Source organism: Nesterenkonia sp. YGD6, from assembly GCF_022565895.1.
Classification (GTDB): Bacteria; Actinomycetota; Actinomycetes; order Actinomycetales; family Micrococcaceae; genus Nesterenkonia.
Genome location: NZ_JAJOYY010000006.1, coordinates 39130 through 55598, shown reverse-complemented (window position 1 = coordinate 55598; position 16469 = coordinate 39130). Strand labels below are relative to the sequence as shown.

16 protein-coding genes are annotated in these 16469 nt (G+C 63.8%); 7 read left to right on the top strand and 9 right to left on the bottom strand.

Annotation, left to right across the window (positions count from 1 at the left end; all coding sequences use genetic code 11):
• The first annotated feature begins 87 nt into the window (after positions 1–87).
• Entirely contained in the window at positions 88–729 is a 642-nt protein-coding gene (locus LTI14_RS10805; protein WP_241476513.1) for a HigA family addiction module antitoxin, read from the top strand.
• Positions 730–1310: 581 nt separating this feature from the next.
• Here LTI14_RS10805 and LTI14_RS10800 read toward each other — a convergent pair.
• Positions 1311–1706 carry a hypothetical protein gene (locus tag LTI14_RS10800; protein ID WP_241476512.1) on the bottom strand — a complete coding sequence of 132 codons (396 nt, stop codon included), beginning with the start codon at positions 1704–1706 and terminating at the stop codon, positions 1311–1313.
• A gap of 321 nt (positions 1707–2027) precedes the next feature.
• Between LTI14_RS10800 and LTI14_RS10795 the strand changes: the two genes are divergently transcribed.
• From LTI14_RS10795 to LTI14_RS10770, 6 genes are all read left to right on the top strand, one after another.
• Positions 2028–2597, top strand: coding sequence for a DNA-binding protein (locus LTI14_RS10795; protein WP_241476511.1), 570 nt, complete (start codon positions 2028–2030; stop codon positions 2595–2597).
• A 271-nt stretch (positions 2598–2868) separates the two neighbouring features.
• Positions 2869–3075, top strand: a complete 207-nt coding sequence (locus LTI14_RS10790) for a hypothetical protein (RefSeq protein WP_241476510.1) — start codon at positions 2869–2871, stop codon at positions 3073–3075.
• 38 nt (positions 3076–3113) lie between these two features.
• Entirely contained in the window at positions 3114–3527 is a 414-nt protein-coding gene (locus tag LTI14_RS13355; RefSeq protein WP_446740396.1) for a transposase, read from the top strand.
• A gap of 70 nt (positions 3528–3597) precedes the next feature.
• On the top strand, positions 3598–4626 hold the full coding sequence (locus LTI14_RS10780) for a Gfo/Idh/MocA family oxidoreductase (RefSeq protein WP_241476509.1): 1029 nt from the start codon (positions 3598–3600) through the stop codon (positions 4624–4626).
• Positions 4623–5411 (top strand): TIM barrel protein, encoded by a 789-nt coding sequence (locus LTI14_RS10775; RefSeq protein WP_241476508.1) that lies wholly within the window; start codon positions 4623–4625, stop codon positions 5409–5411. Before LTI14_RS10780 ends, LTI14_RS10775 begins: the two co-directional genes overlap by 4 nt.
• Positions 5408–6466, top strand: a complete 1059-nt coding sequence (locus tag LTI14_RS10770) for a LacI family DNA-binding transcriptional regulator (protein ID WP_241476507.1) — start codon at positions 5408–5410, stop codon at positions 6464–6466. The genes LTI14_RS10775 and LTI14_RS10770 overlap by 4 nt, the downstream gene beginning before the upstream one ends.
• Positions 6467–7014: 548 nt before the next feature.
• On the opposite strand, the gene LTI14_RS10765 is transcribed toward LTI14_RS10770, so the two are convergent.
• The 8 genes from LTI14_RS10765 to LTI14_RS10730 form a co-directional block, all read right to left on the bottom strand.
• On the bottom strand, positions 7015–7188 hold the full coding sequence (locus tag LTI14_RS10765) for a hypothetical protein (protein WP_241476506.1): 174 nt from the start codon (positions 7186–7188) through the stop codon (positions 7015–7017).
• 29 nt (positions 7189–7217) lie between these two features.
• Positions 7218–8435, bottom strand: a complete 1218-nt coding sequence (locus tag LTI14_RS10760) for a Gfo/Idh/MocA family protein (protein ID WP_241476505.1) — start codon at positions 8433–8435, stop codon at positions 7218–7220.
• A gap of 27 nt (positions 8436–8462) precedes the next feature.
• Positions 8463–9827 (bottom strand): sugar porter family MFS transporter, encoded by a 1365-nt coding sequence (locus LTI14_RS10755; protein WP_342357758.1) that lies wholly within the window; start codon positions 9825–9827, stop codon positions 8463–8465.
• Positions 9828–9970: 143 nt separating this feature from the next.
• Entirely contained in the window at positions 9971–10846 is an 876-nt protein-coding gene (locus tag LTI14_RS10750) for a sugar phosphate isomerase/epimerase family protein (protein ID WP_241476504.1), read from the bottom strand.
• A 23-nt stretch (positions 10847–10869) separates the two neighbouring features.
• A complete protein-coding gene (locus LTI14_RS10745) occupies positions 10870–11886 on the bottom strand; it encodes a Gfo/Idh/MocA family protein (protein WP_241470446.1) in 1017 nt (338 codons plus the stop codon).
• Between the two features lie 171 nt (positions 11887–12057).
• A complete protein-coding gene (locus LTI14_RS10740; protein WP_241476503.1) occupies positions 12058–13560 on the bottom strand; it encodes a CoA-acylating methylmalonate-semialdehyde dehydrogenase in 1503 nt (500 codons plus the stop codon).
• Entirely contained in the window at positions 13557–15536 is a 1980-nt protein-coding gene (iolD, locus tag LTI14_RS10735; protein ID WP_241476502.1) for a 3D-(3,5/4)-trihydroxycyclohexane-1,2-dione acylhydrolase (decyclizing), read from the bottom strand. Before iolD ends, LTI14_RS10740 begins: the two co-directional genes overlap by 4 nt.
• The gene (locus LTI14_RS10730; RefSeq protein ID WP_241476501.1) at positions 15536–16468 is read right to left on the bottom strand and encodes a Cgl0159 family (beta/alpha)8-fold protein; all 933 of its coding nucleotides are present in this window, start codon (positions 16466–16468) and stop codon (positions 15536–15538) included. Before LTI14_RS10730 ends, iolD begins: the two co-directional genes overlap by 1 nt.
• Position 16469: the final 1 nt, after the last annotated feature.

Below are 16469 nucleotides of genomic sequence, written 5' to 3'. Positions count from 1 at the left end.
CCGTATGTCCTGGCACCCTGAAAAACCCCCTGAGACTGTGCTGACACTCCCCTTCCGGTGGGCGATCCCCCGCGCGATATTGGTCTGATGAAGCGCCCCGAGAACCCCACCGAGCGATGGCTGGCGATGAGCGAGCTGCGCCGGCACATCCTGTCTGCGCAGGTCACCGTCGCGCTGAATGAGCAGCTGGGCCGACCTATCCCGGACACGGTGCGGCGTCTGGTCGAGATGAAAGTCCCCACCGAACGCGATCTGGCACATGCGCAGTACGGGCCGGAGCTTCCTCGGGTGCAGGCGCTGAAACTGTTGCATCGAGACATCCTCACGGCGCAGGTCAGAGTGGCTCTGGACGAGTCCCTGGGCGACACCACCTCGGGCCCCGTGCTGCGCCTGGCGAACATGGAACTCCCCGACCGGGCTGAGTGCGAGCGTGCGCGTGCTTACGACGAGGCCAGCCGTCCGCAGAAAGGCGCCGTGGAACCCTCCACGCATCTGATCCATCCCGGGGTGATCCTGCTGGAGGAGTTCATTGAACCTCTAGGGCTGGCACCGGAGCAGGTGGCCCAAGAACTCGGTCTCAACCCGGCGCAGTTCACCTCGATCATCCAGGGCGCCCAAGACATCACCGCCGAGGTGGCAAGGCTGCTCGCACAGCGCTTCGATCTCTCTGCGCGCTTCTGGGTGAACCTTCAGGCGACGTATGATCGCGCGCTGGCGGCCGATCGCTGATCCAAGAACGCGTCTCTGCCGGGATAGCAGGGAAAGTCTGCCAGCATCGTTCCCCGGAAACCCTTTGAGACCCCCGTGACACCTCCCGACGATGACATGTGACTCACCCTAGAGCAAGCCTCCAAGGTCGTCGGCGTCTCGCTCTCTACCCTGCACCGTCGACGCAAAGACGGGTCCCTCCAAGCCGTGGGCGCTCACCTGGGCACCGACGGGGCATGGAAGATCCCGCGCCAGGGTCTCGCGCGGCTGGGATACGCCGAGCTGGTTCCCCGGGGGGGGGCCGACCAGGATTCTCTGGGTGATGGGTCGACACCCTGAAACAGGTCTCAACACCACTGCCAAAGACACCCTCTGCCACCCAGGAAAAACCCCCGTTTGGCGCCGCATCCCCAGTATGTAGTTCACGCAAGCAACTTTTTTCTGCTTTACATTCTTTACAGATTCTACGAGTTATATAGGTTGCCGGCGACTGTCCCTCGCTGTGGCGTCCACGTCGATCACCCTCGATGCGCAGGATCGTGACTGGATGATGATTGCTGCCGGGTTAAATACGGCAGGGCGCTGAGTGGCACGGGCAAGACTCATAGCTCAGCGAGATCAGCTGCTGCCTTGGTCATGAAGTCGGGGTCTCCGGTGTGCATTGCTGGGGTGTCGCCGTCGAAGCGCGGTGAAGGAGTCGCCGCCCAGAGGGTGAAGGACCTGCCGGTGGTTCCCTCGTTCTCCAGGATCCCCGCCATGGTCGAGACCCATTCCCAGGTCTCTCGATGCACCGTGTCGATCTGGAAGGCGGGGTAGTAGGTCTCCCCAGCGTGCCTGACTGAGATGAGTCGACCCTTGCGCGCTGAGTCCGAGGGCCAGTTGCGGGCCTTGTCGACGTAGTCGGCCATCTCCCCTGCAGTGAGGAGTCGGGCCTGCGGGTTTTGGTTCAGAAGGTCGAGCTTCTCTTGGGCGGAGTCCTTGTGTCGCATCTCCACCATGTCCCGCACCTTCCGTTGCGACCGGGCAAGCCAGTCAACGAATTCTAGTGCTAGGCCTGCAGTCTCACGAGGGCCCTCGACACTCTGCCTGCATCTCTGCGGTGTGCACCGCTCGGGCCGGCGGTCCAGGGTGGGGCGTCAGCTCGTGGAGGGGTCATTCGTAGCAGTGAACAGTGTCAGTAGCGGCGTTGGCCTCGATCGCACTCACTGCGCGGGTCAGCGGCTCGGATTGGGGTCGGTGACTGCGCTCTTCGAAACCAGATAGGAACAACTAGAAACGTTAGGTACGTACTTTGCGTACTTCCATGTTACGCTAGAGGCATGGTCACTGAACAGAACGCATCGAACACACCCACCCCGGCACAGAGCCGTGCCGCCGAGGCTGCCGAGGCGCTGGCCACTGAAGGCCAGCCCGTGACTGCTCGTACAGTAAGGGTGCGTGCCGAGGTTGCAACGAACGTAGCGGCTGAGGCAGCGCGGAAGTGGAACGAGAGCACCGCCTCGGCAGTCCCAGAGACTCCGATCCCGGACAACGTGATGGCCCGCTACGCGGCCGCATGGCGCGAGTCTCAGGCTGAAGCGAGTGCCAAGTTCGCTGCTGAGCGCGATGCTTTCATGGCCAAGCTCCAGGCCTCGAACGATGAGATCCGGGAGCTCACCGGTGACCTCACCGAGGCCGAGGCCAAGATCGAGGAACTCTCGGCGGCCGTCGCCGATGCCAAGGCAGCCCTTGCCGACGCTGAGCGGGCCGCAGCCGTCCGGGCTGACGAGCAGGCTGCGCTGCTGTCCACTGAGCGAACCCGTGCGGATCGGGCAGATGTCTTGCTGGAGGCGGTATCGGCCGAACGTGACCGACTGCTGGAGACTGTGCGTTCGATGACACGCGACTGATGTTGGCCGGCGGTTCGGTCTGGGTGGGTCTCGCCTCACATGGGTGTCTCGGTGCGTGCTGCCGACTATGACCGTATGCCCGCTGTCACGCATGATCACCCGCACCCATGCGTGCGTGCTACCGCCCAGACACGGGCTCCCTGGTGAGGGGGAAGTCCATCTTCGGGTGGACTGCAACGTACGTACGCCGCAGCCCACGCTGCAAGCCAACTTACGCATGTTGCACTCGGGTCTGCCACACCGATAGGTGACAGTTTGACGTGACCTATCGGTGCGGCAGACTCGAGGTCATCTGCGGAACCGGATCAAGAAACACAACCCACGACTGGCCGAACGGGTCACCGTAGAGATCTTCACCGCCGTGGAGTCACAAACCGTGGTGGTCGCTGACACCGAGGCGTCCGCGACGATTGTGCCGATCCTCGCCCAGCAGCTGCAAGACCTGACCCGGCAACAGGCCGGAGCCTCACCCAAGTAGAGGCTGGTGGAGGCCCCCTCTTTACGACCGCGGCCAGGATCCTCACTGAGTTCAAGACCGCAAGCCACCTGGCCTCCTACGCCGGCACTGCGCCCACGACTAGGCGTTCCGGGACTTCCATCCGTGGAGAGTTCGCCGACCGTGGCGGGAACAAGCGACTGAAATCCAGCCTCGACAACTCAGCGTTCGCGGCACTGCACCACCCGCCGTCGAGTGCGTATTACGACCGGAAGATCGAGATGGGGAAGCGGCATAAGCGGGTCATTATTGCGCTGGCGCGCCGCCGTCTGGACACGCTCTACGCCCATGCTGCGCGACGGGACCCTCTACCAAGGCCCAGCCGTGCGGCCGCATCAGAGCACTCCCTGGCCGTACGACGAAAACCACAGAGGCAGCCCCGCCCTGTGTTGCCAATCACACTAATACGTACTAGTGTTCCTGCCAAGAGTTGATCCAGCCGATGCAACACCGGCCACGGACCCCCTTTGCCCACAATCAGCCCCTGACTCCAAGGAGCACTTCATGGCTCAGTCCCGCATTCTGAACATTGGCCTGATCGGTGCTGGCCGCATCGGATCTAGCCACGCCCAGCTGATCGCTCGCGCCGTCCCGAACGCGCGACTGGCCGCCGTGGCCGACCCTGTGGAGGGCGCGGCCGCGCGTCTGGCCGAGGAGCTGAAGGTGGATGCGGCGTACACGGACATCGCTCAGCTGTTAGCTGATCCGGAGATCGACGCGGTCGTGATCACCGCCCCTGCCCGCTTCCACGCCGGATTGGTAGAACAGTCGGCCGCGGTGGGCAAAGCGATCTTCTGTGAGAAGCCGGCCGGAATGACGCTGGATGAGATCGACCGGGTCCGGCGGGCGGTGGAAACTCACGGGGCGTTGTTCCGCATCGGATTCAACCGCCGATTCGCCGACGGCTTCCCGCAGGCCCGCGCAATGATCGACGCCGGCCACATCGGCACCCCCCAGCTGTTGAGATCGACCACCCGGGACCCGGGACTAGCCAACCCCGCGGCAGTCGCACCCTGGACGATCTTCCTCGAGACTCTGATCCACGACTTCGACACGCTGAACTTCCTCAACCCGGGCGCCCGGGCGGTGCAGGTGCACGCGGTAGCCGACGCCCTCGTGGCCCCCGACTTCAAGGACGCCGGGTTGCTGGACACCGCTGTGGTCACGATCCGCTATGACAACGGGGCGATCGCCACCGCCGAGGCCAGCTTTTCGGCCGCCTACGGCTACGACACCCGTGCCGAGGCCTTCGGCTCAGCAGGCATGGTCACCGCGGGAGACCTAGCGGCCTCAAGCCTGCGCTATTACGGCCCCGCGGGCCTCGCCGGAGACACCGTGCGCGCAGACACCCAGTCCATGCGCGGCGCCTACACCGCGGAGCTGCAGGCCTTCACCGACACCGCCCTTGGGCAGCCGACCGACGGGCCGGGAGTCGAGGCGGCCGGAGAAGCGTTGCGGATCGCGCTGGGGTGCATCGAGTCCTGCGGCACCGGGGCGCCCGTGACGCTCGACATCGTCGAGGCCATCCGATGAGCCGTTTCACCCTGGCAGCCAACGCCGAGATGCTCTTCGTCGATATGCCCTTCGAGCAACGTGTCCGTCGACTCCACCAGGCCGGTTTCGAGGTTGAGATCTGGGACTGGAGCAACAAGGACCTTCCGGGCCTTGCGGCCACCGGGGCCAGGTTCGGGTCGATGACCGGCTACCTGCGCGGCACCCTAGTCGACCCGGACGGTGCGACCGAGCTGTTGCGCACGGCCGAGGAATCTCTGGTCGCGGCCGAGGTCATTGACTGCCCCCGGCTCAACGTTCACGGCACCGGTCTGGATCCCTCCGGGATACCCGTGGTGCCTCACCTGGTGGTCACAGGGGCGGACTGGCTTGCCGCGGCGCGTACTCTTGAGCGCCTGGCTGCACTGGGCGAACGCTACGGGCGAATCTTCACTCTGGAGAACCTCAACACCGCCGTCGACCACCCCGGTGTGCCCTTTGGAACGGCTGAGGAAACACTGGCCCTGGTCACGGCCGTGGACAGCCCACACCTCCGATTGAACCTGGACCTCTACCACGCCCAGATCGGGGAAGGGAATCTGGTAGAGCTTTGCGGCCGGGCCCTCGCGTATATTGGGGAGATTCAGGTGGCGGACGTACCAGGACGGTGCGAGCCTGGCACCGGCGAAATTCACTACCCCCGGGTGGCCGCCGCTTTGGCAGAGATCGGATATGAAGGAGTGATCGCGATGGAGGCCTTCGCCGCCACCGACCCCGAGCTGGCCCTGACCCGCTTCCGGGATGCCTTCACCATGTCTGCCGCGTGATCCCAGACGCCCCGGGCCCAGAAGCCCTCCGCCCCCCGACCGGGCGCCGCGTCACCATGCGCGACGTCGCCCGGACGGCCGGAGTATCCCAGCCGCTGGTCTCGATCGTATTCCGGAACGTTCCCGGCGCCAGCGAGGAGACCCGAGCCCACGTGCTGGCCGTGGCGGCCAAGCTGGGCTACCGCCGCGACGAAAGGGCTCGCCTGCTTCGCCAAGGACGCTCCCGACTGCTGGGAGTAGCCTTCGAACCGGTGCAACCGTTCCACGGAGAGATCCTCGATGCCCTTCACACCGCCGCGCAGGAGCGGAACTACGAGGTAGTCCTCTCAGCCGTTACGCCCCACCGGGCCGAGGACGCCGCCCTTGATGCCCTGCTCCGCGATCGGTGCGAGGCGCTAGTCCTGCTTGGCAGTTCCCTGCCACAAACCCGTCTCGAGCAGATCGGTGCTTCTATGCCGATCGTCTCAGTCACCCGCGCCTTCGAGGACTCAGTCTTCGACAGCGTGGCCATCGACGACCACCGCGGGGCGGTCCTGGCAGTGGAGCATCTGTTCGCCCTGGGGCACCGACGCATCGCCTATATCGACGCTGACCGCGAGGCCGGCGGGGCGCGACGCCGAGCCGGCTACCAAGACGCCATGCTCGCCGCAGGCCTCAGCGACCAGATGCTGATCATTCGCGAGGCTGCTTCGGAAATCGGGGGCGCGGCCGCTGTCACCCGGCTCTTGAGCCAGGGGCCCGCTCCGACCGCAGTCATGGCCTTCAACGACCGATGCGCGGTCGGAGTGATCAGCCAAGCCCGGCTCATGGGCCAGCGCGTGCCACAGAACTTGTCGGTGGTCGGTTTCGACGACTCCGAACAGGCATCCCTGCCCTACCTCGATCTCACCACCCTCGCCCAGGACGCCCGTCAGCTCGCCCGCACCGCCGTTGAACTCGCGCTGCGCCGCCTCGAGATCGCGGAGGAGAACAGCGCAGTAGCAGGCGAGCACGTCACGCTCCCCGTCCGACTCATTCCCCGCACCAGCACCGCCCTTGTCCCCGCCGGCCTCTGAGGTCCTGCTTATGATGCTGACCCGGGACCGGACGCGGGACCAACAACGTGCCTCAGGACACCTCGCCCGTCAGCAGTCAGCGCTGCCGTCCGAGGAAGCGCAGGCTTCTCCACGAAGTGAGCGACCGGACTCATCTGGCCGTGCCCAGGACGACGATGTCGTCACCGGGCTCGTGCTCGGCCAGATACCCGGCCCCAGACGAGGGCGCCGACCGCTGCGGCGAAGATCAACGAGCTGACCGCAACACTCATATAGATGAGGTTCAATCCCAAATCTTGGGCCATCGGCCCCTCTGCAACGTCCCACTGGCAGTCGATGACGTCCGATGCCCGTGACGACCAGTCGTTGACGATCCACGAGGTCTGCCGAGTACTCGACTCCGAACCGGGTGGTCCTGGCACGGCCACGACCCTGGTCTGTCAAAGACTTCCGGCGAGCACCTGAGATCCTCCGCGCGCTTCTGACCTGTTCTCTCATCCGGGTGCAGTGGGTTCCCGGTGCAGTTCAGTCCCTGCAAGCTGACCCCCGGCACCGTCGAGCACTGAGAGCTACGTCCGCGCGGCGACGGGATCGTTTTCGAGTTCGACCACCGGAACGTGCGCCGCGGGCAGGAACCTGCCCGTGTTGAGCTTCACGGCGTCGAGGCCGATGTTGGCGACGATCTCGATGGATTCGGCGAGCGCCCTCTTGTGCAGCGGTGCTGTGTACAAACCTGGATGCACGGTCTCCTCCTTTGATGGTTCTAGCGGTCTCAGACCGCCGAGATCTCGTCTACCTGCACACTGACTCCGCTGCGACGAGCGGACTCAGCGACTGCCTCGATGATTTCCATGTTCCGCAGGCCCTCGGCGAATGACGCGTTCCGGGGCCAGGATTCGGATTCCGGAACCCCTGCCACCTCCTCCAGGAATGCGCGCGCCTGGAAGATGAATCCATCGTTCTGACCGAATCCGATGCCGGGAGCCGCCATCGCGTACCCCTCGGCCACGTAGGGGTGCCCGGGTCCGAGCTTCACGGTGCGAAAACCGTTGTTGTGTGCGTTTGGTCCGTCTTCATTGAGGTGGAGGAGGATTTCTGCCGGGCGCTCCTGGTCCCAGACGGCGCTGCCGTTTCGGCAGGCGATCTCCAGGCGCAGCCCGTTGGGGTGGCCGGCTGTGACGCGTGAGGCTTCGAGCGTGCCTGAGGCCGTTCCGTCTACTTTCGCCCCGAATTCTGCCGTGAATCCGGCCCAGTCGTCGTTCGTCACCGGCTCCGTTTCCTCAGAGACTGCCGCGACCGCGTGTCCGACCGTGGCGCCCAGTGGCAAGGATCGTTCCTTGATGACAGTGCGGAAGGAGGCACCTGCCACGCTGCGGATGGGCCCAGCGAGCAGCTCCGCGGCGTAGAGGAGGTGGCTCCCCACATCTGCCAGTGCACCTGAACCTGGTTCTCCGCGATATCGCCAGGTCATCGGCACCTGGGGGGAACGGGCGTAGTCGGCGTAGTATCGCCCGTTCAGATGAAGCACCTCACCAAGCTTCCCACTGTGGACCAGCTCAGCAAGCGCGGCCAGTCCTGGCGCACGCCGGAAGGTGAATCCGATGCGGACCACCGGGTCCGCCGCCGACGCCAGAGCGGCCATTGCTCGCGCATCCTCCAAGGTGCCGCTGAGCGGCTTCTCGCACAAGACATGCTTTCCTGCAGCGACCAGGGCTTCGACGATCTCTCGGTGGAGGTGATTCGCCACCACCACCGAGACGACGTCGACGTCGGCAGCCTCCAGCAGGTTTCTCCAGTCTGACTCCACCCGGTCGTAGCCGTAGCGTCCGGCCACGCTCTCGGCCAGTGGTTGAGCGATGTCGGCGATCGCAACGAGCCTGACCTCCTGGGGGAAAGGGCTGCGCACCGTGGTCGCCGCTCTCCAGGCGGCCGCGTGCGCGGCTCCCGCCATGCCAGCACCGATGACTGCGACTCCGATCGTCTGCGACATGACGGGTCCTTTCGTGGTGAGTCGTAGTTATCCGCGCTTGACGGCTTCTGGGATCACCGGGATGGCCCCGGTGCGGAAGTCCTCTTCGATCTGTTCGAGGCTCCGGCCCTTGGTCTCCGGGACCTTGAGCCAGGTGAAGGCGAAGGCAATGGCACAGATCACGGCGAAGCCTGCGAAGAGGACGCCGACACCGAGGGATTCCAGCAACACAGGGAAGCTGAGCGCGACCAGACCGTTGCCGAACCACAGTGCCGTCGTGGCCAAGCCCATGGCTGCGGCTCGGACTCCCAGTGGGAAGATCTCGCCGAGCATGACCCAGACGATGGAGCCCCAGCTGGCCTGGAAGACGAAGACGTAGACCGCAATGCTGGTGAGCGTCAGCACCCCGATTAGCCCGGACTCGTCTGACTCGGGCAGGAACAGGTTTGTCGCGGCGAGGGCACCGAGGCTGATGGTGGTGCCGGCAGCACCGATGAGAAGCAGCGGCTTGCGCCCGATCCGGTCGGCGCAGAGCAGTGCGACCGCGACTGCAAGGATGTTGACGATGCCGAAGATGAGGTTCGACGCGATAGCCGCCTGATCGGAGAAGCCTACGTTCTGAAGTGTCGTAGGCGCGTAGTACATGATGGTGTTGATACCCATCACCTGTTGCAACACGGCCAGTCCGAGCCCGATGAACAGGATGGGCTTGACCCAGGGCTGCAACAGTGCCTTCAGACCCTTGCTGGCTCCTGCCGCAGCCTCTGCCCGCTGGACTGCATGAATTTCTTCGAGCTCGTGCCGGACTTCCTCCGGGGTGCGGTCATAGTTCAAGATCTTGCGAGCTTCATCTTCGCGGCCGCTCCTGACCAGCCAGCGAGGTGTCTCCCAGACGAAGAAGAGCCCAAGTGCGAAGAGGATCGAAGGGATCACCGAAAGTCCGAGCATCCATCGCCAAGACTCCATCGGAGCGAAGGCAACACCGATGATGAAGCCCAGGAACTGTCCGGAGACAATTGCCAGGGCATAGAAGGCGGTGACTTTACCCCGGATGCGTGCAGGAGCGATCTCCGAGAGATACACCGGCAAGGTCACGGCCGCCAGACCGGCTCCGAGGCCGACCACCAACCTGAAGAGGAAGAGCACTTCAGTATTGGACGCGAAGGCCATACCCAGGGGGGCGATGATGAACACGACGGCTGTAGCGATCAGGACTGACCTGCGACCATATTTGTCGGAGATCCTCCCTCCGACTGCGGCGCCAACGACTGCACCGATGATGAGTCCGGTGACGACCCATCCCTCTTCCCAGGCGCTGAGCTCGAAATCGCGACGCAGATACACCAATGCTGCTGAGATGACGCCGGTGTCATAGCCCCAGTTCAGACCCCCTAGGGCTCCGAAGATGTAGATCAGGGAAGTTCTCTTCTTACGCGCAGGTGCCGGAACGTGTCCGGTTCCGGGCGTGCTAGTTACAGAAATCTGTCTGTCCTTATCTCTCGGTCAGTTCTACGTTGAATCGTCAGTGATTCCTGATGAGGCCGCGCTCATGCTCGTCAGCGACGAGCAGCTTCGGCTCGGGAGCGCATCTCCTTCAATTGGTAGCGGGTGACCTCTTCGTGATTCTCATGCTCGGAAAATACGCTGGTGACCATGACTGAGTCGTCACGGTTCAGGAAACCGTTGCGATTGAGCTCGGAGTAGAAGTTGTCCCAGTCGACATCTCCGTCCCCGATCTTCATGTGCTGGTGCACCCGCGCAGCGGTTTCGGGCGGGTTGGTGATGTAGCGCAAGCCGCCGGATCGGCGATGGTCGAAGGTGTCTGCGACGTGCACGACACGCAGCCGGTCCTGCACGAGGTCAAGAATTTCGTCCATCGGGTCCTGCATATGGAACGAGTGGGCGGCCACGTAGACGAAGCTGAGGTTCTTGGAGTTCACTCCGCGAATGATTCGCCACGCATCGGTTCCACGTTCGACGAAGTCATCAGGGTGGGGGTCGATGGCGATATTGATGCCTTCGCGTTCGATGATCGGAACCAGTTCCTCCATCGAGCGGTAAAAGGATGCCTCCGACTCCTCCGGCTTCTCTGGGCGCCCTGAGAACTCAGTGTTCATCTGGTCCACCCCTAGATCGACAGCGATCTGGATGGCGCGTTTCCAATTGCGCACTGCTGCTTGACGCAGATTGTCATCGGGTGAAGACCATCGCTGGACCGGCAGGATCGATGAGATTCCCACACCGGCACTCTCGCAGGCCTTGCCTAGGGCCCGAACGAGGTCATCATCAGCTCGGGGATGGGAGAAGAACGGGATGAAGTCGGGATGCGGCGTCATCTGGATCCACTCGAAACCGAAATCCGCTGCCACGCGAGGGAACTCCAGCAGGGAATTCGTGTGGTGGAAGGGAACGGGGTCAAACGTGTATTTCATGGGTCTCCTCGAGGTCGAGCCGGTCAGGAGTAGAGATCTGGCTTGGCGGCCATCGTGACGTCGGAAAGACCGCCGTTCTGCTGAGCTTCGACTCCTGCACCACAGACCGCCGCGGTGGCGTATCCATCCCACGCGGATGGCCCGGTCGGTGTCTGCGTTAGCACAGAGTCGACCCATTGCTGAATCTCAGTGTCATAGGCATCGACGAATCGAGTGTGGAAAGTACGGTCGATTGCACTGCCGCTCGAGGCCGCCGAGACGACGGTGGACTGTGCTGATTCACCGATCTTCACGACGCCTTCTTCAAACACCGCCTGAGTCAGGACCTGGTAGCCCAGCTGGGCATTGACGAAGATCTCGACGTCGGCAAGGAGACCTGAGGTGGTCTGCATCGTGACCAGCTGAGGGTCACTGAGCAGATCCGATCCATGCTTGCTCCTACGCCCCCTCCGGACCCCCACGTTGGCAATCTCCTCTCCAGAGAAGAACCTGACCGCATCGAATTCATGGACTACGGAATCATGGATCAGCATCTCTTCCGAGAAGGTCGCAGGCACAGTCGCATTGCGGTGCTGGTGATGCAGCATCAGCAGTTCACCATAGGTGCCAGCGTCGATGATCTCTTTGAGATGACGGTAACCCGCGTCGAATCGACGCATGAAGCCCACCTGAATGAGGCGCTTGCCGATCTCCACCTCCGCTTCCACGACTCGCAGCGAGGAAGCGGGATCCGGCGTCAGTGGCTTCTCACACATGACCGGAATCCGGGCCTCCAGGAGCTTGAACAGCGCCTCCTCGTGAAGAAAGCCTGGCGTGGCGAGGACCACGGCGTCGGCGGCATCCGCGGAGATGAGTGACTCCACGCTGGTGAAGGTCAGGGCCTGGTCGGCCACCTCCGCGGCCGCTCGTGCCCGCTCTGCATCGATGTCGACCACAGCGCTCACATGGGCGCCAATGGTGTGGCGTGTGAGTCGCTGGACGTGATCTGTTCCCATGAGTCCTGTGCCTACTACGGCGACTCGGAGATCCTGAGTTGTCATGATGCTGCGGTTCCTGTCAGTTCGGACAATGTGACTGCCCTCACTGTAGTGCGCATCACAGACTTTGTCCAGACATTAGGACGACTGGTCAACATGGAGCTAAGAGCCTCACCCGTACACAGGTCTGCCCGGGGCCAGATACCTGGTCCCGGGCAGATCCATCGTGAGTTGTCAGGCGTTCGACGGGAAGTTCATCGATGCTCCGGAGATGTCGTTCTCTGCGGGCCACCGCTGGGTGATGACCTTGCCGCGGGTGTAGAAGCGGACGCCGTCGGGGCCGTAGATGTGGAGATCACCGAACAACGAGTCTTTCCATCCGCCGAAGGAGTGCTGCGCAGCGGGAACCGGCACGGGCACGTTGACGCCGATCATTCCGACGGTGACCTGGCGCTGGAAGGTCCGCGCGGCATGCCCAGACGCGGTGAAGATCGCTGTGCCGTTGCCGTATGGGTTGGCGTTGATCACCCGAATGGCATCTTCGAGCGTCTCGACCCGGACCACTGCGAGCACTGGGCCGAAGATCTCTTCCTCATACGCGGTCATGGTGTCTTTGACCCGGTCCAGCACAGTAGGACCGACGAAGAATCCCTCGGCATGGCCCTCGACAGCGAGGTCTCGGCCATCGACGACGACGACGGCGCCGTCCTGCTCAGCCTCCGTGACGATTCGAAGCACACGCTCCTTCGATGCTGGCGTGATCACCGGACCCATGTCGACACCGTCCTGGGTTCCATTGCCCACCGTGATGGCTCGGGCGCGGTCGCCCACATTGGCTACCAGCTTGTCCGCCGCGTCACCGACCGCGACCGCGACGGAGATCGCCATGCAGCGTTCCCCGGCTGAGCCGAAGGCGGCGGCGGAGAGGTGATCGGCCGCCAGGTCGAGGTCGGCGTCCGGCATCACCACGGCGTGGTTCTTCGCTCCACCAAGTGCCTGGACGCGTTTGCCGTGGCGCGTCGCAGTCTCATGGACATGCTTGGCGATTGGCGTCGATCCCACGAAGGAGATGGCGTCGACGAGGTCGTGGGTCAGCAGGCCGTTGACGATCTCCTTGTCGCCGTGGAGCACCTGGAAGACTCCATCGGGGAGGCCTGCGTCTTTCCAGAGCTTGGCCAGTAACATCGAGGCTGAGGGGTCGCGCTCCGAGGGCTTGAGCACGAAGGCATTGCCGGTCGCGATCGCCAGCGGGGCCATCCACAGCGGCACCATGACCGGGAAGTTGAATGGGGTGATGCCAGCCACCACTCCGACAGGCTGGCGGAAGGAATAGACGTCGATTCCGGTGGCGATCTGGTCGGTGTACTCGCCTTTGAGCGTCTGCGGCATGGCGCAGGCGAACTCCACAACCTCGAGTCCCCGCCCCACTTCACCGGCGGCATCGGAGAGCACCTTGCCGTGCTCGGCAGTGATGAGCGCGGCCAGGTCCTGGGTGTGCGCATGGACCAGTTCGCGGAATTTGAAGAGCACGGCCATCCGCTTGGACAGAGACGTCTCACCCCATACATCGGCGGCGGCGCGGGCAGCCTCCAGGGTCTTCTGCAGGTCTTCGGCGTCACCCAGATGCAGGCTGCCGCTTACCTGGCCGGTGGCTGGGTTGAAGACGTCCTGGCGGGCTGATCCGTGGCCGGCAGCTTCGCCGCCGTTGAGCCAGTGGTTGATCTCGGTGATGCTCATGCGTTCTTCCTCTCCTCTCCCAGCAGGAGGCGCTGCCGGGATTTGTGGTCTGCGTAGGTGGTGTAGGCGGTCTGGGTGGACTCGAGCTCGGAGGTCGACGCGACGGGCACGTCCCACCAGGACTCAGAGTCCGGGGCGTCGAGGTACAGGTCCGAATTGATGTGGATCATGACCGGCCCCGAGCTCGCCGGCAGCGCCTTGGCTTCGGCGACGGCCCGTGCGAGGTCATCGATCGAGCTCTTGCCGGGTTCGACTCGGATGACCTTGACCCCGAGGGATTCAGCGTTGGCGGCGATGTCCACCGGGAGAGGGTCTCCCTCTTCGAAGTTGTGGGTCTCTTCCTCCAGGTACCGGTACTTCGTGCCGAAGCGCTGGGAGCCCAGGGACTCTGAGAGGGAGCCTATGGAGGCATAGCCGTGGTTCTGCAGCAGCACTACGATCAGCTTGATCCGCTCGGCCACGGCGGTGACCAGTTCGGTGTGCATCATCAGATAGGAGCCATCACCGACCATGACGACGACGTCGCGACCGTCTTCCGGGTCACGGCCGGCCGCCACAGCCTCGGCCATGGTGGCGCGCTTGACTCCGAGCCCGCCGGCAATCTCATAGCCCATGCAGGAGAAGGCGTACTCCACGTGATAGCCGTGGGAATCCTTGACCCTCCAGAGCTTGTGCAGATCCCCTGGAAGCGATCCCGCCGCACAGATCACGACGTCTTGATCATCCATGGCCTCGTTCACGGTCCCGATGATCTCGGTCTGCGCGGGAAGCGGTTCATTACGGATGCTGAAGGACTCGTCGACGGCGGCGTTCCAGCGCGCGCGTTCCGAACGGATCAGATCAGCGGTGGGTTCTGGCACTCGATACCCGGCGCTGGTCAGACCCGACTGGAGGTACGGAATGGTCTTCCCAGCATCGGCGACGATCTGTACCGAAGCGCCGAGCTTATAGGCGTCCATACTGGTGATGTTGACGTTGACGAACCGCACCGCGGAGTTCTGGAAGACGGTCATCGAGGCCGTGGTGAAGTCCTCATAACGGGTGCCGATGCCGATGACGACATCCGCGTCCTTGGCGTAGGCATTCGACGCCGTCGACCCGGTCGAGCCGAGCGCCCCAAGGCACAGCTCGTGATCCCAGTCCATGCTTCCCACACCGGCCTGAGTATAGGAGACCGGGATCCCAGTGGCTTCGGCGAGGGCACGCAGCTTCTCGGTGGCAAACGCATAGTGCACCCCGCCACCCGCGATGATCAGCGGCTGCTTGGCATCTCGGATCACATCGAGTGCCGCCGCGATGTCAACGTCTTCCGGCTCCGGTCGGCGAATCCGCCATTGGCGCGGCGCAAGGAAAGCGTCGGGCACCACTACTCGCTCAGCCTGCACGTCCTGAGGCAGCGAGATCGTGACGGCTCCGGTCTCGGCGGGGTCCATCAGCACGCGCATCCCATTGAGCAGCGCGGAGAACAGCTGTTCGGGTCGCTGCACGCGGTCGAAGTAGCGGCTGATCGGTCGGAAGATGTCCGCGCAGGTGACGTCATAGGAGTGAGGCAGCTCCAGCTGTTGCAGGACCGGATCGGAGGCACGCGTAGCGAACTCATCCGAAGCGAACAGCAGGGCGGGCAGCCGGTTGGTGGTGGCAAGTGCCGCACCGGTCGCCATGTTGGTTGAGCCTGGGCCGATCGAGGCGGTCACTGCGAAGGTCTGGCGCCTGCGCGTGTGCCGGGCATAGCCAACTGCTTGGTGCACGAGTCCCTGCTCGTTGCGGCCCTGGAAATAAGGCATCAGCCCTGGGGCCTTGACCTGCGACTGCTTGAGCGCCTGTCCGACCCCGGCGAGATTTCCATGGCCGAAGATCCCGTGCATTCCAGGAATCGTGCGGACCTCGCTCCGTTCGCCGTCGACCACGTCGACGGTCCACTGGTTTGCGAGAAACTCCACGGTCGCCTGGGCGACGCTGAGGGTGCGTGTGCTCATCATTTCTCCTGATTGTGGTGGCGAAGCAGCGAGGCCGCGGTCTCCACTGCTGAGGCGACGTCACCGTCGTCGGGGTACAGCAGGGTTCGTCCGACGGTCAGGCCCTGGACCCCGGGCAGCGCCAGTGCGTTGCGCCAGGATTCCAAGACCTCATGGGTCTTGCCCGCCGGCTCTCCGCCCAACAGCACGGTGGGAAGGGTCGTCGCGGCCATGACTCGTTCCATGTCTGGGACCACAGGCAGCTTCATCCAGGTGCGCGCAGAACGGGCACCCAGACCTTGGGCGATGCCGACCGATTGGATGACCGCATCGGCGGTGAGCACGTTGCTGACGCGATCGCCGCTGCTGGTCGAGATGAATGGTTCGACCATGGCGATGAGTCCGCGCTCGTGCAGCGAGTCGATCGCTTCGGCCGTGTTCTGGAGAACTGAGGTGGTGTGTTCGGAGTCGAAGGCGATTCGGGTCAGCATCTTGCCGCCGTCGGCGCCGATCTCTGCCAGGGCCTGGGCTGTGTGACCGGTGAAGCGGTCGTCGATCTCGTTGACCAGCCCTGTCAGGCCCCCTCGGTTCATGGAGCCGAAGACGAGCTTTCCCTCCAGCGCGCCAAGCAGCATCAGATCATCGAGGACATCTGGAGATGCGAGGATGCCATCGACCTTGGGGTTTGCTAGAGCGGTGCGCAGCCGATCCAGCAGGGACCGGCGGTCGGCCATGGCTTGGGCATTCCCTTTGACCGCGAGTGCTCCGCGAGCCGGGTGGTCCGCCGCGATGATGAAGCTTTGCCGGCCGTAGACCAGACCCGGGTGACGGCGCCTGCTGCGACCCGCCCGCAACACCGCGTCTGGATCTTCCAACCGGATCCGAGTGAGTGCTTCGTATCGGTTCGGACTGTCATCGCCCGGTTCGCTGAATGTGATGTCCTCGAAAATCAAG